The sequence below is a fragment of the Foetidibacter luteolus genome (assembly GCF_009650435.1).
Lineage (GTDB): Bacteria > Bacteroidota > Bacteroidia > Chitinophagales > Chitinophagaceae > Foetidibacter > Foetidibacter luteolus.
Genome location: NZ_VVIP01000090.1, coordinates 39,535 through 65,422, shown reverse-complemented (window position 1 = coordinate 65,422; position 25,888 = coordinate 39,535). Strand labels below are relative to the sequence as shown.

At 44.5% G+C, this 25,888-nt stretch carries 30 protein-coding genes; 14 read left to right on the top strand and 16 right to left on the bottom strand.

What is annotated here, in order from left to right; genetic code table 11:
* Positions 1-277 precede the first annotated feature (277 nt).
* Positions 278-1,093: a cyclase family protein gene (locus tag F0364_RS26945; protein ID WP_153800924.1), complete on the top strand. Its 816-nt coding sequence runs from the start codon at positions 278-280 to the stop codon at positions 1,091-1,093.
* 32 nt (positions 1,094-1,125) lie between these two features.
* On the opposite strand, the gene F0364_RS26940 is transcribed toward F0364_RS26945, so the two are convergent.
* On the bottom strand, positions 1,126-1,824 hold the full coding sequence (locus tag F0364_RS26940; RefSeq protein WP_153800923.1) for a hypothetical protein: 699 nt from the start codon (positions 1,822-1,824) through the stop codon (positions 1,126-1,128).
* Positions 1,825-2,024: 200 nt separating this feature from the next.
* Here F0364_RS26940 and F0364_RS26935 point away from each other — a divergent pair, with 200 nt between their 5' ends.
* Positions 2,025-2,669, top strand: a complete 645-nt coding sequence (locus F0364_RS26935) for an ankyrin repeat domain-containing protein (protein WP_153800922.1) — start codon at positions 2,025-2,027, stop codon at positions 2,667-2,669.
* A 221-nt stretch (positions 2,670-2,890) separates the two neighbouring features.
* Here F0364_RS26935 and F0364_RS26930 read toward each other — a convergent pair whose 3' ends face one another.
* The 4 genes from F0364_RS26930 to F0364_RS26915 form a co-directional block, all read right to left on the bottom strand.
* The gene (locus F0364_RS26930) at positions 2,891-3,247 is read right to left on the bottom strand and encodes a SnoaL-like domain-containing protein (protein WP_153800921.1); all 357 of its coding nucleotides are present in this window, start codon (positions 3,245-3,247) and stop codon (positions 2,891-2,893) included.
* Positions 3,248-3,332: 85 nt separating this feature from the next.
* Positions 3,333-3,773, bottom strand: coding sequence for a VOC family protein (locus F0364_RS26925; RefSeq protein ID WP_153800920.1), 441 nt, complete (start codon positions 3,771-3,773; stop codon positions 3,333-3,335).
* A gap of 190 nt (positions 3,774-3,963) precedes the next feature.
* The gene (locus F0364_RS26920) at positions 3,964-4,692 is read right to left on the bottom strand and encodes a hypothetical protein (RefSeq protein ID WP_153800919.1); all 729 of its coding nucleotides are present in this window, start codon (positions 4,690-4,692) and stop codon (positions 3,964-3,966) included.
* Between the two features lie 389 nt (positions 4,693-5,081).
* Complete coding sequence (locus tag F0364_RS26915) at positions 5,082-5,498, bottom strand: hypothetical protein (RefSeq protein WP_153800918.1); 417 nt, start codon at positions 5,496-5,498, stop codon at positions 5,082-5,084.
* Positions 5,499-5,714: 216 nt separating this feature from the next.
* On the opposite strand from F0364_RS26915, the gene F0364_RS26910 reads away from it, so the two are divergent.
* The 4 genes from F0364_RS26910 to F0364_RS26895 all read left to right on the top strand — a co-directional run bounded on the left by F0364_RS26910 (position 5,715) and on the right by F0364_RS26895 (position 10,081).
* The gene (locus tag F0364_RS26910; protein ID WP_235921315.1) at positions 5,715-6,620 is read left to right on the top strand and encodes a helix-turn-helix domain-containing protein; all 906 of its coding nucleotides are present in this window, start codon (positions 5,715-5,717) and stop codon (positions 6,618-6,620) included.
* A gap of 113 nt (positions 6,621-6,733) precedes the next feature.
* On the top strand, positions 6,734-7,498 hold the full coding sequence (locus F0364_RS26905; RefSeq protein ID WP_153800917.1) for an SDR family oxidoreductase: 765 nt from the start codon (positions 6,734-6,736) through the stop codon (positions 7,496-7,498).
* Between the two features lie 389 nt (positions 7,499-7,887).
* Entirely contained in the window at positions 7,888-9,297 is a 1,410-nt protein-coding gene (locus F0364_RS26900) for an NAD(P)/FAD-dependent oxidoreductase (protein WP_153800916.1), read from the top strand.
* 124 nt (positions 9,298-9,421) lie between these two features.
* Positions 9,422-10,081, top strand: coding sequence for an alpha/beta hydrolase family protein (locus F0364_RS26895; protein ID WP_153800915.1), 660 nt, complete (start codon positions 9,422-9,424; stop codon positions 10,079-10,081).
* A gap of 12 nt (positions 10,082-10,093) precedes the next feature.
* On the opposite strand, the gene F0364_RS26890 is transcribed toward F0364_RS26895, so the two are convergent.
* On the bottom strand, positions 10,094-10,762 hold the full coding sequence (locus F0364_RS26890; protein ID WP_153800914.1) for an NAD-dependent epimerase/dehydratase family protein: 669 nt from the start codon (positions 10,760-10,762) through the stop codon (positions 10,094-10,096).
* 337 nt (positions 10,763-11,099) lie between these two features.
* Between F0364_RS26890 and F0364_RS26885 the strand changes: the two genes are divergently transcribed.
* On the top strand, positions 11,100-11,561 hold the full coding sequence (locus F0364_RS26885; RefSeq protein ID WP_153800913.1) for a DUF4268 domain-containing protein: 462 nt from the start codon (positions 11,100-11,102) through the stop codon (positions 11,559-11,561).
* Between the two features lie 451 nt (positions 11,562-12,012).
* Here the strand turns inward: F0364_RS26885 and F0364_RS26880 are convergent, their stop codons facing one another.
* Positions 12,013-12,912: an NAD(P)H-binding protein gene (locus F0364_RS26880; RefSeq protein ID WP_153800912.1), complete on the bottom strand. Its 900-nt coding sequence runs from the start codon at positions 12,910-12,912 to the stop codon at positions 12,013-12,015.
* Between the two features lie 77 nt (positions 12,913-12,989).
* Here F0364_RS26880 and F0364_RS26875 point away from each other — a divergent pair, with 77 nt between their 5' ends.
* Complete coding sequence (locus F0364_RS26875) at positions 12,990-13,373, top strand: winged helix-turn-helix transcriptional regulator (protein WP_153800911.1); 384 nt, start codon at positions 12,990-12,992, stop codon at positions 13,371-13,373.
* A 227-nt stretch (positions 13,374-13,600) separates the two neighbouring features.
* On the opposite strand, the gene F0364_RS26870 is transcribed toward F0364_RS26875, so the two are convergent.
* Positions 13,601-13,792, bottom strand: coding sequence for a YybH family protein (locus tag F0364_RS26870; protein ID WP_370752738.1), 192 nt, complete (start codon positions 13,790-13,792; stop codon positions 13,601-13,603).
* 9 nt (positions 13,793-13,801) lie between these two features.
* Entirely contained in the window at positions 13,802-14,080 is a 279-nt protein-coding gene (locus tag F0364_RS26865) for a YybH family protein (RefSeq protein WP_207632902.1), read from the bottom strand.
* Between the two features lie 134 nt (positions 14,081-14,214).
* Between F0364_RS26865 and F0364_RS26860 the strand changes: the two genes are divergently transcribed.
* The 4 genes from F0364_RS26860 (at position 14,215) to F0364_RS26845 (ending at position 15,663) form a co-directional block, all read left to right on the top strand.
* Positions 14,215-14,502, top strand: coding sequence for a hypothetical protein (locus tag F0364_RS26860; RefSeq protein WP_153800908.1), 288 nt, complete (start codon positions 14,215-14,217; stop codon positions 14,500-14,502).
* Between the two features lie 31 nt (positions 14,503-14,533).
* Positions 14,534-14,836, top strand: a complete 303-nt coding sequence (locus F0364_RS26855) for a hypothetical protein (RefSeq protein WP_153800907.1) — start codon at positions 14,534-14,536, stop codon at positions 14,834-14,836.
* A gap of 108 nt (positions 14,837-14,944) precedes the next feature.
* Positions 14,945-15,364: a fasciclin domain-containing protein gene (locus F0364_RS26850; RefSeq protein WP_207632901.1), complete on the top strand. Its 420-nt coding sequence runs from the start codon at positions 14,945-14,947 to the stop codon at positions 15,362-15,364.
* 41 nt (positions 15,365-15,405) lie between these two features.
* Positions 15,406-15,663, top strand: coding sequence for a hypothetical protein (locus F0364_RS26845; RefSeq protein WP_153800905.1), 258 nt, complete (start codon positions 15,406-15,408; stop codon positions 15,661-15,663).
* Positions 15,664-15,935: 272 nt separating this feature from the next.
* Here F0364_RS26845 and F0364_RS26840 read toward each other — a convergent pair whose 3' ends face one another.
* Positions 15,936-16,973, bottom strand: a complete 1,038-nt coding sequence (locus F0364_RS26840) for a fatty acid desaturase (RefSeq protein WP_153800904.1) — start codon at positions 16,971-16,973, stop codon at positions 15,936-15,938.
* A gap of 69 nt (positions 16,974-17,042) precedes the next feature.
* Positions 17,043-17,336 carry an RNA-binding regulator gene (gene rbp, locus F0364_RS26835; protein WP_153800903.1) on the bottom strand — a complete coding sequence of 98 codons (294 nt, stop codon included), beginning with the start codon at positions 17,334-17,336 and terminating at the stop codon, positions 17,043-17,045.
* Between the two features lie 329 nt (positions 17,337-17,665).
* Here rbp and folB point away from each other — a divergent pair, with 329 nt between their 5' ends.
* A complete protein-coding gene (gene folB, locus F0364_RS26830; protein ID WP_153800902.1) occupies positions 17,666-18,046 on the top strand; it encodes a dihydroneopterin aldolase in 381 nt (126 codons plus the stop codon).
* A gap of 7 nt (positions 18,047-18,053) precedes the next feature.
* The gene (locus tag F0364_RS26825; protein WP_153800901.1) at positions 18,054-18,809 is read left to right on the top strand and encodes a tetratricopeptide repeat protein; all 756 of its coding nucleotides are present in this window, start codon (positions 18,054-18,056) and stop codon (positions 18,807-18,809) included.
* 11 nt (positions 18,810-18,820) lie between these two features.
* On the opposite strand, the gene F0364_RS26820 is transcribed toward F0364_RS26825, so the two are convergent.
* The 5 genes from F0364_RS26820 to F0364_RS26800 form a co-directional block, all read right to left on the bottom strand.
* The gene (locus tag F0364_RS26820) at positions 18,821-20,152 is read right to left on the bottom strand and encodes a tail fiber domain-containing protein (RefSeq protein ID WP_153800900.1); all 1,332 of its coding nucleotides are present in this window, start codon (positions 20,150-20,152) and stop codon (positions 18,821-18,823) included.
* A gap of 303 nt (positions 20,153-20,455) precedes the next feature.
* Positions 20,456-20,905: a nuclear transport factor 2 family protein gene (locus F0364_RS26815; RefSeq protein WP_153800899.1), complete on the bottom strand. Its 450-nt coding sequence runs from the start codon at positions 20,903-20,905 to the stop codon at positions 20,456-20,458.
* Positions 20,906-21,062: 157 nt separating this feature from the next.
* On the bottom strand, positions 21,063-21,695 hold the full coding sequence (locus F0364_RS26810; protein WP_207632900.1) for a cupin domain-containing protein: 633 nt from the start codon (positions 21,693-21,695) through the stop codon (positions 21,063-21,065).
* Positions 21,696-22,212: 517 nt separating this feature from the next.
* On the bottom strand, positions 22,213-22,842 hold the full coding sequence (locus F0364_RS26805; RefSeq protein WP_153800897.1) for a response regulator: 630 nt from the start codon (positions 22,840-22,842) through the stop codon (positions 22,213-22,215).
* A 53-nt stretch (positions 22,843-22,895) separates the two neighbouring features.
* Entirely contained in the window at positions 22,896-25,778 is a 2,883-nt protein-coding gene (locus tag F0364_RS26800; protein WP_153800896.1) for a ligand-binding sensor domain-containing protein, read from the bottom strand.
* Positions 25,779-25,888 lie beyond the last annotated feature (110 nt).

Here is a 25,888-nt window from a genome sequence, read left to right as displayed (position 1 = left end):
CCAATGCCTGCATTTTACCCATCAACAGACCGGCATCCTGTAACCGGTAACCGGCAACCGGCTCTCGGGTGAGGGATTGAAGCGGATACCCCGGTGAAGCCATCGCAGCAGGGCTTCTGTGCCGGAGTATGAGCGGAAAGCCCGACCCCTTGCGATAGCTTGGGGGCACCCCCTGGAAATTCTTCTTATCCTGCTGCGCAGCAGCGGTGATTTTAAAACACCCAAACACGGGAAAACATCCTGCATCTCTTCGTAACTTTCTTGCAAAACCACTACGATGAAACCTGTTACCGTTTTTGCCCTGCTTTTGTTGCTGATGAGTTGCGACAGCGCCGTTAAGCAGGATGATAAAAATGCCGCCGCATTGCTTGCAGAGGGGCGCTGGGTTGACCTTAGTTATGCCTTTTCTGACTCAACACCCTATTGGCCTAATAACCCTGAAGGCTTTAGGCTGGATATAGAGGCCAATGGCATTACGGAAGGCGGGTTCTTTTATTCGTCAAACAGTTTTTGTGCGCCGGAACATGGTGGTACCCACCTTGATGCGCCGGTGCATTTTGCAGAAGGAAAACAAACCGCGGAACAGGTGCCACTGGAAAGCCTTACCGGGGCAGCGGTAGTAATTGATGTATCAGCAAAAGCATTGAAGAACGAAGATTATTTAATATCCGTTAAAGATGTGGAAGACTGGGAAAAAGAGCACGGCGCACTGCAGGATGGAACGATTGTGTTGTTCCGTACGGGCTATGGGCAGTTTTATACAGACAGAAAGAAATATTTTGGAACGGATAAAAAAGGGTCTGAAGGTATTGCGTTGCTGCACTTTCCGGGTATTGGCCCGGCAACGGCAGAATGGCTTGCAGCCAAACGTAAAATTAAAGCGGTGGGTATTGATACGCCGAGTATTGATTATGGCCAGTCGAAAGACTTTAAAACACACCAGTTGTTGTTAGGAAAAAATATCCCGGCATTTGAAAATGTGGCCAACCTGGATAAGCTTGCTGCAAGGGGTGCTTACGTTGTGGCTTTGCCCATGAAAATTAAAAATGGCTCCGGTGGCCCGCTGCGTATTATTGCCTGGCTGAAAAATTGACAAGAGGAGTGGCTGGTATTGCCCGCTGCTGATTAACGTTCTGTAACAAAAAAAATAATTCGCTGCCTTTGAACGTAATTAATGGGTTCCTCTTCACACATGCCTACTGTCCAAACAGGAGATTGTTTCATTAGCCGCCGTACTTCGCCGCCGCAGCCATAGCCGGGGTCTTCAAAAATTTTTACCGTGGTAATGGCGCCGTCTTTGTTTATGGTAAAGCTAAAGTCTACATTGTAAATGCCGGGTGGGCACTCGTTTTCAACGGGAACGCTGGCGCCAAGTTTTTTTGCAAGAAACTGGTTCCAGTTTTTATGTGTGGTATCGCCGCCCAGGGTGGCAGGTGTCAGGTGGGCGCAATAAATAGAATCGCCATTATCATTGTAAAGATAATTGCCACGTTTTCTGGTACTGTCTGCCTGGAACATAATGCCTTTGCGCAGCTTGATGAGGATCACACCGTTTTTGCCTTCTTCTTTGCCCCATAGCTTTGCGGCCTCTTTTTTAGGATATACTTCGGCTTTTAACAAGGCGCTGTCGGGTATCTGCAGTAAATCCGCGTAAGACGCATCTTTATTATTTATTTTAATGGCGGCTGTTTCAATATTTATTCTTTTGGAAACTTCTTTTAATTGGTTAATAAAGATTTGTTTTTGTGCATGCAGGCCATTGGTTAATGCAATACATGTAAAAAACAGGAAAGCTGCTAAGCAGGTTTTTGTGGTTGAATACATTTTAGTGAGATTAGGCCGGCAAAATATTGTTTTTTTGAAAAGAAAGCCAGGTATTTTTGAAGGAAGCCCTAAATGTAAATCGCCTGGCTATGGCTGTTGTATAGATACAAAAAAGTAAAAGTATATTGGCAGAAACAGGTATCTTTTGTACCGTATAACCTTTTTTGAAGCTGTATTGTACACACGAAAAAATATAACTGATGGACATACGGAACCTTATTAATAACAAAGACTACCAGGGCATTGAGCAGGCACTGGCCAGTAATGCCAGCCTGGCTAATGAAGGCATTGCTTATGATGAAGTGAATACAACAAAGGCCCACCCGCTGCACCGTATTTGCGATGGGGTTTTTGCCAACACATATACTGATGAAGAAGCTGTTGCCATGGCAACAATATTTTTGCAGCACGGCGCAGATGTAAATGGGGGAGAACTAACTGAGAAAAAAGACTCGCCTCTCGTTGCCGCGGCAAGTCTGCATGCTGACAAGGTGGCTTTTCTTTACATAGAGCACGGCGCCGATATTAACCATAGGGGATGCCATGGTGGAACTGCTTTGCACTGGGCTGCCTGGTGCGGAAGGGATAAGCTTGTGGAACGGCTGCTGCAGGAAAAGCCTGATATTAACAAGCTATGTATAGATTTTAAGGCAACGCCAATTTTCTGGGCCGTTCACGGGTTAAAGAATGCCTGCACCGGCAACCCGCAAAGCTACTATGCCTGCATTAAAAGCCTGCTTGAAGCCGGCGCTGATAAACATATTCCTAATGTGGAAGGTGCATCTGTTTTTGACATGCTTGGTGATGAAGATGAAGCGGTAAAAAAACTTTTAACCCAGGAATAAATGGGCATTCAGCAAAGTTTAGATACCAGCGTTCGGTTTTTCATGGGGGAGCTTCGTTGCGTCGCAATCACTTCATCGTTCGTTTCATTGGGCAGCTTTTAAGCCCTTGCAGTACTGTTGCGTGAAGACACGCAACAGTGGTATCTGCATGGAGACACGCCACAGGAGTACATAATGATGCACGACAGTTAAATAAAAAGGCTGGTTTGCTATATGCTTTGCTAATAGAAAAACTGTTCGGAAACAATTTTACCGCCGCTTGTTTTATATACACATAATTCGCTCACGGTTTTACGGGCTTCGTTTTTCATTTGAATATCTGTATCCCAGGTTAGGGAGAAGTAATCGCCGGCCACCAGTGGGTCAGATATCGTGTCCCCATAAAAATTCTCCACCATACTAATGAAAAGCTCCGCCTTCTTGCGGATGGCATCCATGCCTTTTGTTTCCTTTGGCAGCAAGCCTTCCACCGGTTCAATACTTATAATGTCTGATGAAAACAATGCTTCCTTGGCTTCTTCCACCTGGCCATTGCGGCACATGTTTACCAGCCGGTTGGCTATTTCTCTTGTAGTCATATTGTATTATTATGTTAGGAGCAGATAGAGCCGGGTTAAACGGGGCAACAATTTGCATGCAACCCTATTTAATAGCCAGGCTCCGTTATTGCTTTTCGCCACAATTAAACATCCACTGTACGCCGTATTTGTCTGTAAGGGTGCCAAAATAATCGCCCCAAAACATATCCTGCAGTTGCGTAGTAACTGTGCCGCCTTCGGAAAGTTTAGCAAACAGTTCTTTTGTTTCCTTCCTCGTATCCGGCTGAAGGTTAATGTAGCTGTTGTTGCCAAAGGTTAGCTTAAAACCCATTGACTCAGGCGCATCTGTACCCATCAGGCTATGCACGCCAAGAATGCGCAGCTCTACATGCATTACCAGGTTTTTATCTTCTTCCGGCATGGGCGGGTTGCCCGGTGAAGCTGGCACATCGCCAAACCGCATGAAGCCATTGCCGAAAAATTCGCCACCGAAAACTGATTTGTAAAAGTTAAAAGCTTCCTCAGTGTTACGCGAAAAGTTGAGATAAGTGCTAACGCTTGCCATTTTATTAAGTATTGCAATGTTAAGAAAGCAGAAAGTTGTAAAGCTAGTAAGCAAATACCTGTAACACAGGGGGCGAAACAGACATTCAGAAGTGCCATTAGTGACAAAGTATAAAGCTGATGATTACAGGTAGCCACATAAAAAAGATGAGGCCAAAACCCTCATCTTTTTTTAGCGGCTGAGTGTTTAACTAATAGCGTTGCACAATCCTGAAAAGAAACCGTTCAGGCTCGCTGGTTACACCTCCGGCAATCCTTCTTTGTTTCAACGCGTCAGATTTGTAGTAGGCAAAGGCTTTGGCTGTATCTGTTACTGCCGTAACCAGCGAAACTTTTTTGTTATCGTCCGCATCATGGCTTATAACCCGGTCGGTAATACCGTTGTCTATCCGTTCCTGCCTGCCTTCTTCAAAAGCTTTCAGCCACGCGTCCCAATCCTTTACAGTAAAAGAAGTTCTTGAGCGTAAGTCGGTTGAAATGGAAGCAGTATCCTGCCAGGTAGTTACAATAAATGCTATGGAAGGGGTGCCTGTTACACCTCCTTTTTGCATGGCTTTCCTGAGGCTGGCATCTTTGGCGAATGCTTTTGCTTTGGCAACGTCATCTACCTTAACTGCCACCATTATCATATTGGTATCCTGGAAACCACGGCCTATTACATAGCTGTGAATGCCATTGGCCAGCCGCATGGAATCATGCTCTTCGTAAGATGCTTTCCACTTTGCAAAATTTGCCACCTTGTGTGTTACAACCATCAGGTTTTCAGGGGTGGTGCTGATGGTGTTTTTGGGCGCTTCCGGCGCGGTGGTTTTGGCAGTGGTGTCTGTAGTTGCTGTTTTTTCGTTACTGCCGCCGCAAGAGGTAAATACAATAACCAGGACTACGCAAAAAAGCGTGCCTGTAAAGCTGGACTGCTTCATTGTTTGGTAATTTAATAATGAATAATAAAGGGCCTTGAAGACGGTTGCAAGCGATAACGTGACATTAAAAGTAGCTAATATTAACGTGCTGCGGAATTTCTTTAAGCAGGACGGAAGGCTATGGCATTTTTACCATCTGCGCAAATGCCGGCCTGCCACCATACCGCAGGTTGCACTTTGGGTGAGGGATTGAAGCGGTTACCCCGGTGAAGGTTTTGTGTGTAGGCTTCTGTGCCGGAGTATGAGCACAATCGAGGAGAAGCAACTAAATGTTGCTTTGACGAAGGTTGCGAACGCAGTTCAGCCCGACCCCTTGCGCAGCTTGGGGGCACCCCCCAATATGCACTACGCATATCATTCAGTAACCTTAAGAGTGCATTGGTAAAAGTTTAGGGGATACGCTGGTAGGTAATAACACCTTGGCCTTCAGTACCTGTGAGCACCAGTTTGTTGCCGGAAAAAACGATTGTATAGGTTTGGCCCACTGCAAAATTGGTGGCCGATGTGGTGAACAGGTTGCCCTCCATTTTCCACTTTGTCTTGCTCCACAGTTTTTCCTGTATTTCTTTGTAGCGCTGGTCGCAACCACTGTTGGCGGCATTAAGGCGGAAAGTATTATCCGCATTAATTTCCCATACAATATTGGCTGCACATGGCCGCTGTTGCAAAAGCGCCAGGTGAGAGTCGAAACTCTGACCGTTATACGAAGAAACATGTGATATCTTTTTCCATTTTCCAACAGGGTTTTGCGCATAAGCGCCATAGGCAGCCAGTGAGGCAATAAACAGAAGGATGATTTTTAGCATTATGCCAGGTTTTAACGGTGCAAAAAGAATGATGCACAAACCTACTGCGTACGGTAGGGAAATACCGGTAAAATAGACAACGGACAATTTTAATAGATAAAAACAATGCCCGCAATAATCATCCCCAATTCCAATTTGTAAGGTGGCAGGGTAGTAGCAGGTGTTGAATATGCAGGTGTTTTCTGCTACCTTTGAAATTTGCAAACATCAACTCAATTGAAGCTAACATCCCTCGAGCAGTTTTACAAAGAAATTGACGCTACCCTACCGGAAGGCGTTAACAAAGAAATCGGGCATTTTAATGTGTTTGATATAGCCGCTTTGTTTGAAAGAATGAAGGAGAAAAAGATAATGCCTTACAACCGGCGGGCCTATTATAAAATAAGCCTTGTTAAAGGCAGGAACAGGGCTGAATACGCGGATAAAATAATCAATATTGAAAAGAACGCGTTGCTGTTTGCTACGCCTAAAATACCCTATCACTGGCAGCCCCTGGATGCCAGCCAATCCGGCCACTTTTGTGTATTTACGTCCGACTTCCTGGTGAAAACAAAAAGCGGCGTTGTATTGGACGAGCTGCCTATTTTTAAGGCCAGCGGATATCCTGTTTTCCAGCTACCGCCAGAAGATGAGGCCGAAATTGAAGCTGTATTTAAAAAAATGCATCGGGAAATAAACTCAGGCTATGCGTTTAAATACGACCTGTTGCGCAATTATGTACTTGAGCTAATCCATTACGGGCAAAAGCTGCAACCTGCTACTGCGCTGCATTCCGGTCATACAGCATCTGAAAGGGTGGCTTCCCTGTTTCTTGAGTTGCTGGAGAGGCAATTTCCCATAGAAACGCCGCAACAACAAATAGAGCTGCGGTCTGCCAAAGATTTTGCAGACAGGTTATCAGTACACATCAATCACCTTAACTCAGTGTTAAAGGAAAACACAGGCAAAACAACTACCTACCTTATCAGTAACCGGATTATACAGGAAGCCAAATTTCTTTTAAAACAAACTGACTGGAATATATCCGAAATAGCTTACTCCCTGGGCTTTGAAGAAGTGGCGCATTTTTCAAACTTCTTTAAAAGGCAAACCAACTATTCCCCCAACAACTTCAGGGTGTAAGCGCTGCATGCCCATTCTTTGAAATTTGCAAATCTTGCTTTGCTTTTTACAAACAACACCACTGGTTTTGATGCCAACTTTGTGCCATCAAAAGCAATAAAAACAATAGCAAGATGGGTACTAAAAACAAAATAGCCCTGGTTACAGGGGGCAGCCGCGGGTTGGGTAAGAACATGGCATTAAACATTGCCAAAAAAGGCATAGATGTAATTATCACCTATCATTCCAACGAGGTTGAAGCTAAAAAAGTAGTAGCGGAAATTGAAGCTGGCGGTCAAAAGGCGGCGGCACTGCAGTTAAATGCCGGCAACACAAAATCTTTTCCCGAATTTTTTGAGAAATTGGTTACAGTATTAAACGATAAGTTTAATGCCAGCCATTTTGATTTCTTGGTCAATAATGCAGGTACTGGCTTACACGCATCCATTGCCGAAACTACCGAAGAGCAATTTGATGAGTTGGTGAACGTGCATTTTAAAGGGGTTTATTTTTTAACGCAGGGGTCGCTGGGGCTGGTTAACAATGGTGGCCGCATTATTAATATCTCCAGTGGACTGGCACGTTTTTCACTGGCAGGCGCTTCGGCTTATGCATCCATGAAAGGTGCGGTTGAAACATTCACCAGGTATTTGGCCAGGGAGTTAGGCCCCAGGGGTATTGCTGCAAATGTGGTAGCACCCGGCGCCATTGAAACAGATTTTAATGGTGGCGGTGTTAGGGACAATCCAGCCATTAACAACTTTGTTTCATCTGTAACTGCGCTTGGCAGGGCTGGTTTGCCGGAAGATATTGGCGGCATTGTTGCCTTTTTATGTACCGAAGACGCAAGGTGGATTAATGGCCAGAGAATTGAAGCCTCTGGCGGCATGTTTGTATAAAAAAATCACACAAATTTCTGGTGTGCTGTGCAGTAACATTGGGACTTTAAACCCGAAAAAAACAATGCCCGTCAGGCAGGTAAGAAAATATTAACATGCACGCCGGTTATCTCAAACCATATCTAAACTGTACGTAAAAATTCCCCGTTTACGTTGTATTGGTTTTAGTTAAATTTATCCTGCGTATCCTGGTTTAAACCATGCCAAAAACCTGTGTAGGCAACTGCTGCGGAAATGGGGTTGTTTTATCATCCGGCTATGATACGTTTGTGTAAAAAATGTAAGCGTTATTGCATCGGCTTTATATAAATGTTTGTTTTTGAATTTACTATCCCGTTGCTTTTAACAGGCGCCTGGTACAATTATACCCCCCTTCTAACAATCATTCTATGATAAAGCATATAGGCTTGCACGCTGTTGTTATTGGTGGAAGCGTTGCCGGGTTGCTTTCCGCCCGTGTGTTGGCCGGTTATTTTGAAAAGGTTACTATTCTTGAAAAAGATAATTTACCCCAGGGGCCTCTGCTGCGCAAAACCATACCCCAGGGTAACCACCTGCATGCTATATTAAGTTCCGGGCTTAACCTTTTGGAAAATTTTTTCCCCGGCATCGTGCAGCAAATGGAAGAGCCTGGTGTAGAGTTGGTAGATTTTGCCCGGGATATATGTTGGCTTTTCCAGGGTTCATGGAGGTCCCGCCATACCAGTAATGTAAAATGCCTGTTGTCTTTGAGGCCCTACCTGGAGTGGCACATAAGAAACCGGTTGATGCTGGATTGTCACAATGTTACCATCAGGGAAAATTGCATGGTTAAAGGGCTGCTTACCAATAAAGATAAAAGTGTTGTTACAGGTGTAACTATGTTATGCGGCAGCAATAATCAAACAGAAAATATAGAGGCTGCCTTAACGGTGGATGCCTGTGGCAGAGGTTCTGAAACACCTTTGTGGCTTACACAAATGGGTTATACGGCGCCAAAAGAAGCAGCGCTTGAAATAAACCTTGGCTATGCCAGCCGTTTATACAGCCAGCAGGAGAATTTTGATGATGGCTGGAAAGCCCTGGTGCTTTTTCCAAAAATGCCCCATGCATGGAGGCTGGGGCTGATGGCCCATATTCAGGGCAATCAGTGCATGGTTACAATGAATGGCTACTTTGGTGACCATGCACCTGTTGACGATGCTGGTTTTTTGGCTTTTGCCCGGTCATTGCCGAAACCTGACATTTATAATTACATAAAAGACAAAGTACCGCTTGGCAAAACCAAAGTATATAAAATACCTAAAGTTTACAGAAGATATTATGAAAAACTCCCCCGTTTTCCGGAAGGGCTTATTGTAACCGGTGATGCCAATTGCGTATTCAATCCCATCTTCGGCCAGGGCATTACGCTGGCTGCTTTTTACGCCAAAGCTTTACAGCAATCTTTAAATAAGCAATCATCAAAGCCAGGAAACAGCATCATTGGACTTTCTAAAAAGTTCCAGTACCAGGCATCCAGGCATTTAAACCTGCCCTGGTTTTTAACCACAGCCATAGATCTCAGCTATGCGCAAACTAAAGGCAGCAGGCCACCGGCTATGCCGGTTATCTCCTGGTTTTTGCGGTACGCCATTGAGGTGACTTCTAAAGACAAAAAACTCTATCAAACATTCATCAATGTTATGCACATGCAGGCAGGCCTATCTGCATTGCTGGCTCCATCTTTTCTGTTGCCGGTGTTTTGGTACATAATTAAAAGCGCTTTTGTGCCTATTAACAAAAGGGCCCACACGGCGGGGTTTCCGCAACCTGTTTAACCTTTTGTTACCGGCCGCAGGTGTTGCGACGAGATGGTCATAATCCTTTTATTGCTCTGCTCTTTCAGCAACATTCTACCGCTGCGTTATATTTGAGTTCCATAAAAGTATAAACAGGTTGGCCATGAAGAAAAAAACAGCGTCTGTTAAAGTCGCCACCACTATAGGGTCAGTTACGGCAGAATACATTCTTCCGGAGAAAGCCAAATGCCTTTTAACGCTGGCCCATGGCGCCGGTGCCGGTATGAACCATGCTTTTTTAGTAACCCTTGCCGGTGCCTTAGCCAATGCGGGTATTGCTACGGTGCGGTTTAACTTTCCGTTTATGGAAAACAAAAAGGGAAGGCCAGATACCCCTGCTGTTGCACACCAAACCATTCAGGCGGTCACTGCCCATGCTAAAAAAACTTCGCCGGCGCTGCCGCTGTTTGTATCAGGTAAATCATTCGGTGGCAGAATGAGTTCGCAGTTGCTGGCGGCTCATCCACCGGCTGCTGTAAAAGGCATTATTTTTTATGGTTTTCCGCTGCACCCGGCCGGTAAACCTTCCGTGGAAAGGGCTGAACACTTAAAAGAAATTTTAGTGCCCATGCTGTTTTTGCAAGGCACCAAGGATACACTGGCAACATGGGAGTTGATAGAAGAAGTTTGCGCCGCCTTGCCCGCTGCTCAACTGGAAAAAATTGACGGAGCCGACCATTCTTTCAAAGCGGGTAAACGGGATGTTATTTCAGAGCTTGCCAGCATAACCAATGATTGGATAGATAAGATATTACAGCATTAGCGCATAGGCCATTCAATTATCACCAGAAGCTTTGGCCAGTTGTTTTATGTCAGTTATTTCCAGTATTTGTTTAGGATAGCCTCTAATAACCGCGTTAATCATGGCCCGCCCTACCTCTTGCATGGTTAGCACACTGCCCGGTGCAAAAACACGAATAACCTTTGCGATAAATTTGTAGACACTTTTCCAATTTTGCTGGCCCGCGAAAGGCAGCATTATACCCGGCCTGAAATTGTACTCCGCTTTAAATGGCAGTTTGGCCAGTTGGTTTTCAGTTTTCCCTTTTACCCTTGCCCACATTACCCTGCCTTTTTCCGTGCTGTCTGTATGGCTGCCTGATACATACGTAAACACCATATTGTTGTTTGCGGCCAGCAACGCTTTTGCAAATGCCATGGTGGTATCGTAGGTAATGCGGGTGTATTTGTCTTCCTTCATGCCTACTGAGCTTATGCCGGCGCAGAAAAAGCAGGCATCGTAGCCGGTAACATGTTCTGAAAACTTTTCTATGTCAAAAAAATCCGGAACAATCAGCTCTTTCAGTTTTGTATGCTGCCGTTCATAATGCCTGCGGTTAATCATTAGTACTTCGCCAACATTTTTGTTTTCGAGGCATTCAAACAGTACACCTTCACCCACCATGCCCGTAGCGCCGGTAATGATAACTTTCAGATTAGCCATCTTTAATCATGTTTACCCGGTGAAGATCGGCAGAAAATGGTATTTCAGACATACACATCGTACATCCCACATCAAACATATCGCAAGTACTTTGTACTTCACTTTTCGTACTTGCTTTTGGGGGTGTCCCCAAGCTGCGCAAGGGGCCGGGCTTTCCGCTCATACTCCGGCACAGGGCCCTGCTGCAAAGGCCTCACCGGGGTATCCGCTTCAATCCCTCACCCGATGGTGCAGCACGCTGCTTTTTATGTGGAGTGGTCTGTATGCCAAATAATAACCCACATATATACCGGTATTATCATCTTGTCGCCCCCAGGTTCTCCCTTATTTTTGCCTCATGTATTCAAGGCAGCAGGCTACGCAGTTAAAGCAGGAATTCTGGACGGCGTTCGGGCAGTATATGGCGCCTATACTTTCGGCTGATGGGGAACGGGTAAACTGGATGAATTACAAAACCAGTGAAAAAGATATTTACTTCAGGATGAATGCTGATAATAAGAAAGCTTCTATCGCCATCACGCTTACCCATAAAGATACCGGTTTGCAGGCCTTGTACTTTGAGCAGTTTGAACAGTTAAAACACCTGTTGCACAACGCCCTGGACGAAGAGTGGACATGGCTGTTGCATACACATGATGAACATGGAAAAATAATCAGCACCATTTACAAGCAGGCAGAAGGGGTAAATATTTTTAACCAGGCAGACTGGCCGGAAATTATCACGTTTTTTAAACCACGGATAATTGCATTGGATGCGTTTTGGGCTACCGCCAGGTATGCATTCGAAGCGCTAAGATAACAGGCCGGAGGCGGCAATTACATTTTCTAACCTGCGGGAAAAGCTGCGTAGCGGAACTGAACGCACAAGAGTGCGACGCAACGATGTTCAATAATAATTCCGTCGCCGGGCCACAAAAAAATTCTGGATTTGAACGCGGGAGAGACAAAAGTGATGTGCTTATTATAATATTACTTTAACACAGATAGTAAAAACGCTGAAGTAATTTTACGCTCAGAAAAATATCACTCAAAAATATTTTCTCATAAGCAGTTAGTTTTGGTTGCGGCCCCTGTTTTTACAGGGGCCAGCTTTTTTTGGTATCGTTTACTGGTTAGCTTAGCAGTTTGTTGTGGAAGCGGCTTCGATGTGTGTACTGTCTAAGTCAATACAGGAGACCTTTCCGCTGCATACAACTATAACTTTTTTTTAAAATTTTTTAAAGTTGCACCTGCCACCAGTTAAATGAGCACTAATCTGCTAATGATTTATAATAGCCGGCAAAACTTGCGGCAAATTCCTCCAGTTTAGTTTTTCCCTGTTGCAACGGTTTGTTACGCCAATAATCTTCCTGCGCCCTGCCTTCGCGTAAAGCCCGGCCCATTGCTGTGTAATTTTCTGCCATCGTAGGCTTTAGCCCAGCCTGCAGCATGCCATGTTCTGCCTGCTCGTCTGTAAACGTAACCCAGGCAAGGTTGTCTTTACCAATGGCTTTGCCAAGTACAGCGGCAATCTCCTGCGGGTGCCTTTCATCGCTTGAAATGTATTCAATGGTGTGCCCGGTAAAATCTGGGTTCAGCAATATGCTTGTTACTTTTTCCGCAATATCCTGGTCGTGTACCAGCACCAGTTTTTCATCGGTACTGCCAAAGTTGGAACCTGCAATGCCGGCGTGCTTTATTAAACCGGCCATGGTAAACAGGTTATAATAAAAATAAGATGGGCGCAGCAACTTAAGGTTAAGGTTATCCAGCTTTTCCAGTTCGCCTTCCAGGTATCCCAATGCGTCAATAGGGCCGGCCCCTTTGCGTAAATGGGCGCCAATGCTGCTCAGCAGTACAACATGGGTTATCTTGCTGTTCTTTATGGCCGCTACATAATTATCTGCCACAATTTTTTGATAAGCCGGGAAATCATCTGCCTGGAAATTTGGGGGGATCATCAGGTAAACAATATCCGCATCCTGAAAAACTGTGGTTACAAAATCCCTGTCGGCTACAGAGCCAATGGCCGCTGCAGCGCCTGCTTTCTCTATTTCTGGTTTGCGGCTTTCGCTGCTTGAAACTACGGTAACCTGTTTTCCGTTCTTAACCAGCGCTTCCGTTACGGGTTTGCTAATGTGGCCTAAACCACCTGTAATAACATATTTCATTTTCTTGTTCATTTTTATGAGAAACAAAGTTAGCTTTGTACTTACTTTTATACAAGTACTTACCAAAAAGTATGTATATGGCTAAGATAAAAGAAAGTTCCACACAGCAAAGCAATAAACGCCAGGCCACACTGGAGTGCCCTGTATCGTATGTAATCAACAAAATTGGCGGCCGGTGGAAACCATTAATAATCTATCACCTGCTGGCTGGCCCCAGGAGGTACAACGAGTTGAAAAAAGCTATTCCGCCGATAACGGAAAAAATGCTGATACAGCATTTAAAAGAGCTGGAAACAGATAAGCTAATAACCCGTGAGGCAAAGCAGGTGGTTCCGCCGGTGGTTGTGTACAGCCTTACAGTTTCTGGTAAAGCGTTGATGCCTGTAATACAGGCCATGGGTAAATGGGCGGCTTTGGAAAGTAATGCCACACCGGTAGATACTTATGGACTTTTTTCTTAAGGTAGAGAGTGTTAAGTCTTACACTTGCTGCATAAGGCTGCGAAGTCCGGAGACTTTGCAAGCGGACTGCGATATTCCTGGGTGGCAGGCGACATATTTTTATGGGATCATCGTTGCGTCGTCCCGAAACTTCGGGATTCATCGTACGGTTCATTGGGCGTCTTTTCAGACCCCTAACTAAAAGTTCCACTGAGCTACAATTTGTACAGGGCAAACAAGTGAAATTTCTACTCGTTACTGTTCCATATATCATGCGTGGTTTTCCATTCGCCACCTGGCTGCTTTTTAAGAATATTCAGGTATTTGGCGGTGGATACAACAGGTGCGCCACCCTTTTTAGGTATAAGTGTTACTTTGGCATAACCTCTTCCATAAGCCAGGTTGCCGGATACATTCACTTCATCATAATGACTTTCCAGTTGGGTAGTTTACTCATCAAAAATTAACTGGTAGTAAGCTTTTACCGCTTCCCTGCCTTGGGCAGCAGGTTTACCCGGCGCCATCAATAACGCGTCATCGGTAAAGTGTATGGCTATGCCTTCGGCATCGCCATCATTAAAGGCTTTTGCCCTTGCCGCGCTTACTGCTGTAATGGATTGCGTATCTTTTTCGTTCGAAACATCATGCTTATTTGTGCAGCCCCAAAGCAGCAGCAACACGGGTAAGACTTTCCATTGTGTTTTTCTATGGCTTGTTTTAAAAATCACGATGAATGTTTTAGTAAAACAAGTTACAGAAACCTAACGCATTATGCATGTGTTTGCGTAAAGGCAGCTTGCCGCAAATAACTTTAACGGCCATAGTAAATAAATAAGTGTACCTTACCCACTTTACCGGCAAGATGCACACATTAAATACTGTTATCAAGTTTATTGAGCTCTATGGTATGTCCATTCCTGATTTTGAACTAAAGGCGCATCTTGTAAAGGGAACAATCAATAAACACAAGTATGAACAAAAAGAACTTTCCGGCCGGGATGTAAGTAAGATTATATCCAGGTTTGGCGGAGAGCTTGTTGATACCGGATTTTATATTACGTCGTTAAAGTTTTGGCAGGAAGGCAATAAAAGGTATTCCATTTGTGAAAGTGATTTGACCTATCTTTTTTTCGGTGGCCGCGACCAGTAATGTTTTTTAGAACCATTTAATCATCATTATCATGCAACACAGGTTACGATACCAGAGACAAAATATGGATGAACAACATGGATATGAATGGCTGGGTGATGCTGGTAATACTTTAGCACCAACGCTGCATGAACCAGACAGGCGTAGGTTTCACCGTCAAAATGGCGACCAGGTGCTTAATATGATCAACTACCTTATGGAAGTTACAGACCGCAGTTCTGTAAATTATGGAACTTATGCGGAAAAGCTTATTGGCGATCAACTGCCGCTTGGTATTACCAGCGAATTGTCTGTTTTCCGCTGGTTGCTTGCCCATGCTACTATGGCCAACTAAGTTGCTGTTGCTTTCCTTTATTACGCTTATTACTTTTTTTCTATCATGGCCGTTTAAGTGCAGTGTCTTTACATACTGCTGATGGGGCCTTCATTTCTTAAAAAATATATGGCACAAACAATACTCGACATTGCAGGCTTAGACCGTTTTCTTACCAATGTTACCAAAGGGCTAAAGGCAACAACGCTCGGCGATACTTTAAATGAAAGAGGACCATTTACACTATTTGCCCCGGTTAACCTGGCTTTTGAAAGCATAGGTAAAGACAGTTACGACAGCCTGTTAAAACCTGGCAATGCCCGTAAATTACTGGATATACTCTCATTTCATATTCTTGAAAGCAAAAAGTTGCTAAAGGACTTTAGAAATGGAGAAAAGTTGCGCACTATTAACGGGAAAACCCTTACGGTAGCAATTAAAGACGGCCAGGTATTTATCAATGGGTCAAAAGTGCTGTCGCGTGACAGGCAGGCATCTAACGGAGTTATTCACTCCCTTAATTCTGTAAACCTGCCGGAAGGCGAGTAGTATTTGCAAATAACACTCTCTATACATTCAACCATAGGATAATGACCGGTACCTACGATACATTTATCATACACTATTTATGCAAACCTGTAGAAGTTAGCGTCTATTACATTTCCGGCGCCGCAGGGTTTACCATATCGGTTAAAGGTGCCCCGGGTTTTTCCATTCAGCGAAAGCTAATGCCCGGTGGCCGTAAAACCTGGGTAGGGCCGGCGAATATTAACAGCGAAACTGTACTGAACATAGGTGCTCTTATTGATAAGCATTTGAAAACAATGTCGAAACCGGTTAGAAAATAATATAAGCGGGTTTGTTTTTAGTAACGAAACCTGGCGGTTGCAAAGCGTGGCTGATAGATTGAGGAAGTGAAAGATGTTGGTGTTTATAGTGCCCCTGTGATGGTGAGAAAAGCTGCATAGCGAATCAGGCAGTAGAAGAGTGCGATCCCGAATCGTTCCTCTCGGGACATACGCAAGTAAAGCCTTATGACAGGTACTTTTGCCGGGCTCCAAAAAAATTGGTTTCCATTATGCCGGCTGAAATAATATACGATGCAGGCTATTGTATTTGCTTATGGTTGTTGCGATGAGGGCCGAATATACTTTTTGATGAATTGTTGTTTCGCATCCCGGCAGGATGTAACGGCACCCAACCATTTAAGCGCTTTGATGTAATACCAGGCTAAGTCTATTTGCCACGGCAAAAAACCTGACCTTGCGCTTGATGGATACAGGTGATGGTTATTGTGCCACTCCCCGGCTACAATGCCCGGCCACCATTGGTTAACAGACATGTCAGCATTATTGAAATCGGTACCCTCAACCTGTTTATTCTTGCCTTTACCATGCCCCTCATAATTAAATGTTCTTACACCCATGCCCCATACAAAGGCGCCTGCAAATACCGCCAAGGCAAGGTACAGGCCACCTGCAAAATAAAAAACAGCCAGCCAGAAAGCCCAGTTGGCAAGAGTGCCCGCAATTACAGTAAACGGCTTTGAAACTGTGCCCCACTTTTTATAGGCGGCATAGCTATTGGCTGTAATGCCTGTATGGCGCAACATTTTAGCTGTGCGTTCATAATCTGCCCCACTAAGATTTTTTGAGATCTGCTGATGGTTTACATCAGCCAGGAAACAATATAAAAATCCGCCCCTTGCGTTGTATGGGTCGCCCGGCTTATCAGACAAGGCATGGTGTACATGGTGAGATATTACATACACTTCTTCAGGTATAAGCTTAAGTACAAGGTTGGCTGTAATAAAGCGCCAGAATTTGTTCTTGAAAGTATATGAGTGATGTGTACAGTAACGGTGGTACCAGATAGTGCCGTGGGTGCCCATCATTATCATGCCGTAAACAAAAGCAATGAGTATATACATAATGCTGAAATGTTGTACCTGCATTGTTATAAACATTACAAGGAAAGGGGCCAGCAACAGCATGCAAAACCAGGAAAAAAAAGACAGCCAGTTTTTGCGGTTGGCAAAAACATTCAGCTTTTTTCTGAACTCGGCAAACAACTGGCTGGCAGAGGGTTTGGATAAACTGCCGTTAAGGTTCTTCCATCCATAAGATGGCACATCAAGAACCGTTTCAATAAATGACATGACGATATTCCTTGAGATTTATAGCAACTTGAAAAAGAAACGGGCCTGCAGCTACAGGCCCGTTGTTATTTACCATTTTCTTGCTCTGGCTGCAGGTGAAAAAGAGCGGTCTCCGCTGCTTTCTTTATCCCTTGCTACCGTAACAGAAAGATATCTTCCTTCAATTTCTTTGTTGTTAAGTTGCGTTATTGCAACCCCGGCTTCTTCACTGGATGGCATTTCAATAAAACCAAAGCCCCGTGGCTTGCCGGTAAATTTATCTGTTATCAGTTTAACAGATTCAACATTGCCAAACTGGCTAAACAAATCTTTAAGATCTGATTCTGAGGTGTGAAAACTCACATTGGAAACATAAATGTTCATACAAATAATTGTCTGATTAAAAAAAATGAGCGGAGCAAAAAGGATGAGAAGAATAGTTGTTACTGTTGCGAGTAAGAATAATAATTCTGATGCAGAAGGCTCTTTTTCAAATGTTAAGGTGCTAAATATATGTCCTAATTGCGAGATGCGCCTGTTAAAGTTTTCCCCTAAGCCATCCTGAACAGCTTTATCCCAATTAAAAAGTATAGCGGGCTTCCGCTTTTCAATACTTGTTTAATCTGTTCTCCCGTCAAAACTTCCTGCGCGGGTTATAGAAATGATAAGTCAGAGACGCATTAATTAATGCCTGTAACCATTAATTTTACCCGATGTTAAGCATAGAATTAAAGCAATTGCGCTTTCATGCCAACCATGGCCTTTATAAAGAAGAAAGGGTATTGGGCGCTGAATTTGAAGTAGATGTTACCGTACACCATTACCCCGCATCTGTGCCAGTGTTGCACCTTGGCGATACCATTGACTATACGGTTGTTTACGAAATAGTAAAACGCCACATGGGCCGGCCAACAGAATTGCTGGAAACCTTGGCTACGCACATAGCGCAGGAAATATTTTCAAAATTTTCACATGTGGAAGAAGTGAGCGTTAGCGTACGCAAACTCAATCCTCCTATTATTGCATTTCGTGGCGGGCTTGGTGTACGCTATGTTTTAACCAAAGAGAATTATATTGCCTTATCAAAACCGTGATTATTCTATGAAGAGGTTGCTGTTAACCCACATAATGGTAGTGTTTGCTGTTTGCGCTTTTGCACAGGATGTGAATGTGCTGCTGAAAGAAGCGGAAAACCTGGAGAAGCAATTAAAAGAATCTGCCGCGCTTGACAAATACAAACAGGCCGCACTTGTTGACCCTACCAATATTAAAGCACTTGTTAAGTGCGCCGAACTGAATGCCGCTATTGGTATGCGGCAAACCGATAAGAACAGCCGTAACCTGTATTACCTTAACTGCAGTGATTATGCACAAAAAGCGCTTGCGGCAGACAGCAACAGCGCCGATGCCAACTATGCCATGGCTATGGCCTGCGGTAAAATGACGGAAGTGGAAACCGATAAAAGAAAAATGGTGGATTTTGTACGCCGCATAAAACAATACTCCGATAAGGCGCTGCAGCTAAACCCCAACCATGCAAAGGCCAACTACACTGCCGGAAAATGGCACCTGGAAGTGCTGGACCTTTCCTGGTTTAAAAAAGCCGCCATCAAAACCATGTACGGCGGGCTTGCCAAACCTGATATTGATACAGCCATTGCCTACATGGAAAAATGCCGCAGCCTGGATATGTACTTCGCGGCCAACTATCTTGACCTTGCCAAAGCTTACAAAATAAAAAACCGGCCCACGCCTATGTTTGAAGTTTTAAACAAGCTGGTTAAACTGCCCACACGTACAGAAAATGATGTGGCCATAAAAGAAGAAGGTAAGAAAATGCTGGCTGAAGAGCAGTAATAAGGCTTACTTTACAGCCGTTGCTTTAACAATTCCATCTCCTGTTTTATTTTAACAATGGTTGCTTTTAACTCATCAATCATTACCTGCTGTTCCTGTATGGCTTTAAGGGCAATAACAGATAATGCCTGGTAGTTAAGGCTAAGCAAAGAATCATTATTCCGGTAACAGCCCGCTTTAACCAGTTCAGGAAAAACGCTTGCTACCTGCTGTGCTATAAAACCGATGGAGGCGGAAGTGTCGGGGTTGTTTTTGAAATGATAGCGGTACGGCTTCAATAACATTACGTTCGATAATACTTCGGGATACGGCTGCAGGTTTTCTTTTAACCTGATGTCTGAGACTCCGTGATAGCTGCCATCCCCGGAAGCAAACATACCCATGTATAAGTTGTTGCGGTATAACTCCAGGCTATGGCCTTTCTGTATGTAATCGGGTATCAAAAAACTCCAGTTATACACACCGCTTGGCGATTCCAGTGTTAGTGTAGCCATCTCTGTACCATTTATTTTTCGCCCTCTTACCTGCAAAGATGCATCGCTGAAATTAGCGCTGCCAGGGTTCTTCGCAATTCCAACATTACCGGAAATTGTATTCATTATAATGCCCCAGCCGGCAACACTGCCATATAAACCTATGGCGTTATCTTGCTGTGGTACACCAACAAATGCTATCGCATTAGTATTGGTACGATCATTAAACCAAAGGCCGGCCGCGGCGCCGCTCTTGGTTTCGCTGCGCAGCCTTATCCTCCCTGCTACATCAAGTTTAAAGCTGGGGGAAGCGGTTCCAATCCCAACATTTCCGTTGGATTGCAACGTTAGCTGTGCGGCACCGCCGGCTGTATAAAAATGCAGTGGGTGGTTGGATAATGTGCCCAGCCAGCCCCCATAACCAGAACCCTGAAAATCGCCGATCCAACTGCCAACTATACCATCGCCATCTGTATGCACAAAGCCATATTGTTTCAATCCTGTTCTTATGGTTAGTTTGTATGGCGGTGTACTTGTTCCAATGCCAACATTACCACTGTAACGGTTGTAACTGTTAAAGCCATTGCTTTGCCACTGGTCGCTCAACTGTACCCATGCGTCTTTAAAAACATAGAACCCCGGATTATTATTTGTTTGATAAACCAATAATCCTGTAGCCGGGTCTTTGATGGCGTTTCTCTGTGCCAGCGTCATGCGTGGCGGTAAAAAACCTTTGGTGGTGCTTGCAACATCCAGCAAGGCGCTTGCATGTGGCGGGCTGTTGTCGTTGTTAAGGCCAATGCTTTGCGGCAACGCTTGCCGGCAGCAAAGCAAACAAAGTATGGCAGTTAATGCTATTGGTTTAATCATACATGTTTTATGAATGCCTTGCGGCATGAATATTTTTATGGGCCCGGCAGCAGGATTACTATGAGGCGTCCCTTGCGTCGCACTCTTGTACTGCTGTAATTCTATTCAGCAACTGAAGCAATAACCTGGCCCGGGGCTACAATAAGAGTGGTTCTGTACTTTACTGGACAATTTGCACCGGCACCCTGTAATATTTTCGGTATTGTGCAATATCCAAACCTGCTGATAACTTTGAAGCATTGGCGAAGTAAGGAAATTCATGGCCCGTCATGCCCGGACAACGAGCTAACTTTTCCGCAATGATCATTCAATAGATATGTTTGTTGCTTGCCGTGCCACAAGCGTCCACGAGCTACCCTTTTGCCTCCAGATATTTGTAAAGCGCCTTTTAACGGTTTTGCCTACATTAGGAGCAAGCCCAACTGGTATTACTGTCTCCTGCCCCATTACAATGCCCACATCTCCGTAAAACATTATTTTTTCTATTTTCTTCTCATAGTAAGAGTAATGTATAAACCCATTTCTGAGAGCATACATTCCTCCTGCCTTATCCACTACATTGTTGGTTGGTGAGTTTACTACTAAATCTGTGTCCCACAATTTTTCCATTGTGGCCGTGTCTTGCCACAATATTGCTTCTTTTTCCTGTTGCTCCAGTCCGATAATTTCTGCTTCTTTCGGGGGTTGAGCGGCCAATGTGAGTGCAGTGCCCGCTAAGACACCTGCGAGGATTAAGTTCTTAAAGAATTTCATACTGCTGCTTTTTTAGTAATAGGAAAGAGTAATCAGATAATCAAAATATAAAGGCTCTTCAAACGTGGCTGCTAACTTTCTGGTATTTGCGAAGGAAGTGGGAAGATGAATTGTTCAGCCCTTTCGTTATGTGGCCTTGCTTTGAACCTTGATACACCTATGTTTTCAACCCGTATTTCTGAAGCAAAGGCGGGTATTGATCAAAGAAAATTTCCACTCCGAATTTTTGGTTCAGGTCATTAATTATTTTTTCTCCTTCGGAAGAGTTAATACCCAGCCCTTTGCTTTTGAGGTTGTTGCCAGTGCGGGCAAACTCTTCAAAATAGCTGATGAAGTCCTGGTTTAGGTACATGTCAATAAACCGCACAGGCACGTCTTCTGAATTCCAAAATGTGTGAACAATACCGTGGGGGCGTAAGTGATAGTCACCGGCACGCACCTCTGTAACTGTATCGCCAACCATTACCTGTGCAGTCCCTTCAATAACATACATAATTTCATCAAGCTCTTTATGCAAATGAGGGGGAGGACCCGCGAATTTAGGTTGCACTGTAACTTCCTGGCAACAAAATTGTCCATTTGTAAATTCACTCCTGATTTTTGGGGCGCCTGCAACAATTCCGTCAGCCGCCGGAGAAATAGTCCCTGCCGGAACATGACGCGATTGCAGTGGTTTACCGGAAACAACCCCTGAATTCTTTGCGCTTTTACAACTGTTTAATAAAACGCTTCCTCCCATTGTAAATAACAGCATTTGCCTGAGCGCTAATCTTCTGCCGGAACTTTTCATACTTGGTGAAGTTTTAAAATTAGTAAGTAGCATAATGGTAGGCATTGCTAAAGCAACACCCCTGAATATGCGTAGCATTCATGTTAAATAAGTAAGAGACCTGATTTTTTATGCGTGGCATATTCGTTAAGTAAAATTTTGATTAAAAAGCTGCATCCGCAATCCCCTCTTTGGGTGAAATAGGGAGGTTGATAAAAACTGAATGTTACAGGAGGCGCAGGATGCTGCGGGACAATGTCATTAAGTTAAGCTCTGAATGTCAGGTTGAGCTTGTCGAAACCGGGTTATGCAAGTTGCTTTTTCACGAATCCGCCTTCGACAAGCTCAGGCTGACAACCTTGACTTAATGACATTGTGCTGCTCGATGCGGCGTTTGTTGTTGCATAAAGCGGTACAGTACAAGAGTGCGACGCAAGGGACGCTCTATAGTAGTCCTGCTGCCGGGCCCATAAAAAATTTGTAAGCACAACGAAGTTGTGGTTGGTTGACTGTATGGCTTTCTTTTAAGGTGCCGCACTTACAGTATCCTTTCGCTTAGTACTTTGGCAATGGCTTCTTTGCCGCAGTTTACATGCAGTTTGGTATAGATGTTCTTGAGGTGGGAGCGTACGGTTTCAAAAGAAATGAATAATTTATCGGCGATTATTTTTGTGCTGTGGCCTTTTACCAGCAGTTGCAGTACTTCTGTTTCCCTTGCGGATAAATCATATTGCCGGGCCTGCTTTTTGGGGCTGAACGATTCCAGTACCCGGCGTGCAATGCTGGGGCTCATGGGCGCCCCGCCCGCTATCACTTCTTCAATGGCATCGAACAGCCGTGCCGGTGGGGTTTTCTTTAGCAGGTAACCATTGGCGCCGGCGCAAAGGCAGGCAAAAAGTTTTTCATCGTCTTCAAATACGGTGTACATAACAACGGCTGTTTGTGGCATGGCTTCTTTTATTTGTTTAACACCGTCTATGCCATTGCTAAGCGGCATATCAATATCCATTAAAACCACATCTGGCTTGTATACCCTTGCAATAGTTGCTGCCTCCCGGCAATTATTGTATTCGCCGGCCACTTCAAAGGCATTGTTGCTTTTTAGCAGGTAAACAAGCGATTCGCGAAGGCGGTCGTTGTCTTCAAATATGATGATGCGTACTGCCACAACACGAATTTAACTGATAAAGAGGGGAGTGGCCTATCACCTTTTTGAGTGATTTATTTGCCGGCCGGCAGCCGGATGGTTATTGCTGTTCCGCTGCCCGGGGCTGTATTGATGGTTATTGCACCATTCCATTTTGCTGTACGGTGTTGCATGTTTTTTAAGCCATTGCGGTGTGTTTCTGTTACCGTAAAGCCTTTACCGTTATCTGTTACCTGTAAAATGATAAACCCGTCTTTTTTCAGTAAAGCTATTTTTACAGAACTGGCAGCCGCATGTTTATAAATGTTGTTTAGCGCTTCCTTAAAAGACAGGTAGATATCCCGGCGCATTTCCATATTCAATTTAATAGCTGAAAGTGTTTCGTCAAACTGCAGTTCGTATTGTACCTGGCCGGCATCAAAGAGTTCGCCGGCATACCGGCGCATTCTTTTAACCAGTTCTTCAAAAGAGTCGTTGTGCATGTTAACGCTCCAGATAATATCATCCAGCGCCTGGCCGCTGTAGTTTACTTCTTCCGCTATACGGCCCAGGAATTTTTGTGCCTCCGCCGGCTGTTGCAGGTTTTGATTGCTAAGTTCAGAAAGTATGCTGATGTTGGTAAGCGTTGAGCCGATTTCATCGTGCAGGTCTGTTGCAATGCGGTTTCTGATAGATTGAAGTTTTAAAGCCTGCGAAAGGCGGTAACGATAAAAACTGTATACAGCAACAAGCACAGCCAGCGACACAGCGAGGAAAAACCACCAGGTTTTCCAGAAAGGCGGACGTACGTTAAAACTGTACGTGGCCGGCTTGCCCCAGTTGCCATCCCAACCCATAGACCTTACCTGGAACTGGTAGTCTCCGTTTTGCAGGTTGCCATAAGATATGGCGTGCCCTGTGGATGGACCGCTCCACGAAGTATCACTGCTGCCCAAAAGGCGATAGCTGTATAGTATTTGCTTTTCGTTAATGAAAGATGGAACCGCATATTCAAACTGGATGGCGCTGTGCTGGTACCCCAACGAAAGGTTGCTGTGCAGTTGTGTAAAGGATAGCTTATTTTTTGCACCGCCCGGGATAATAGCGGTAATTACCGTTGCATAACCTGCAACTGTATCAAGATGAAAATCCTTAACACGTATTAGCCCTTTTGAAGTGGCGCACCAGATGATATCATCCTGTAACGGCACAATGCCATAAATAACGGGGGAGAAATTGTTTATCCTTCCAAAATTGTATACACGGTATTTGCCCTTGTGGGGAATGATCTTATCCAGCCCCTGGTTGGTACCTACCCATATATTACCGTAGCTATCCTGCGCCATGCATTTTACCCAGTCTGAAGAAAGGCCATCTTTTTTGCTGAGCCATACAGTGTTCGCTTTGGCGGTATCGTACCCTTTGATGATGGCGAGCCCTTCATTCCGCAAGCCAACCCAAAAATTGCCATCGCGGTCTTCAAATGAACTGCGTATGCTTTTATCCGGCAACAGGTAAGAAACATCTTCCGTCATGTTTTTTTCTCCCTTTGTGGTAATACGGTACAGGCCATTGCTCCATGTGCCCGCCCATAGGGCCCCTTTATTGTCAAAATCAAGGGTGGTAATACGTGAGCCAACCAATGTGTCAGATATGGCGCTGTTGGCCCTGGCAAACAAAACACCATCATAAGCGCCATAATACATATCTCCATACCTGTTTTTAGCGGCACAGGCAAAAAGTGAAGAGGAGATATTGCTGGCAGCTATGTTGCCGGCAATACCCATGTTAGTAAAGAGCGGCGCAGCTTTTGCCGGTTGGTAATTAACCGGGGTGCCTTTGCCCGGAAAATATGCGCCATTACCGGTAATTACTTTGCCCTGCCAGGGGCTTACCTGCCATGTGGCAGTGTTTACTTTTTTCATGGAAGAACCTGTATAAACAAACAGTTCTTCTTCTGATTGTTTCCATAACTGCTGCCATCCATACATGCCGGTTTCCTGGCCTACTTCCAATATCTGTACATTGTTGACAGTAACAATTTTGCAAAGCCCTTCCCGTGTACCCACCCATATATTCTTTTCCCTGTCCTGCAGCAGGCAGTGAATAATGTTGGATGGCAACCCATCCTGCCTGGTAAACACTTGCTGTTGTTTGCCGGCCTGTATTTTTACCAGCCCGTTATTGGTGCCTATCCAGTAGTTTGCCTTATCATCCTGCAGCATACATTTAACGGCAGTATGGGTAAAAATTCCCGTGGTGAATATGGGAGGTGGCTTGCTTGTGGTAAAGGTATCTCCCTGCTGTTTTTTAAGTATCAGCAAGCCATTGCCGCTTCTTCCAACCCAGGTGGTGTTTTGAGGGTCTGTGTACAGCATGGTAAACCAATAATCAACCGGGGTTATTTTGCCTATTGGCTTTAAGGAATGCGTATTCAAAATGGTAACAGGCGCCCCCATTGCTGTAACTGCGAGGAAAGAATCGGAAAGCCTGCTTATTTCTGTGCTGATGAATTTTTCGCCATTTTTTTTCCAGGTATTGTTTTCGAAAACACAAAGACCTTCATAATCGGTTACAGCCAAAATTTTGTTAGCTCCTGCGCTGATTATTTTATTGATTACAACATTGCTGATGCGTTTGCTGCCGGCTATTTCACTGTGTTCAACAACATCGGTAACACCATTGTTTTCTGCAATCAAAAACCGGTTAGGCGCTATTTCGATTATATCGTTGATATAGTTAAATGCAAGACCGTTCATGGTAGAATAGTTGGTGAATTTATAACCATCGTATTTGCTTAAACCTTCACTGGTGCCAAACCACATGAAGCCTGCAGAATCCTGCATGATGCAGTTGATATGGTTGGCGGCAAGGCCATCCTGTATGCTGTAGTTTTGGAAGATTATTTTTTGCGCATGCAGGCACATTGTGCAGATGGACAACGCCAGCATGTTGGTTATAATCGTTGTTATCTTCAATACCAGAATTTATTTGCCGGGTAGAGCTGTTTTAATAGTTAGCGCTATGCTTTGCATGATGAACTACAAACTAAGTAAAAAAACTAAATTTTGCAACGGCTGCCAGGCAA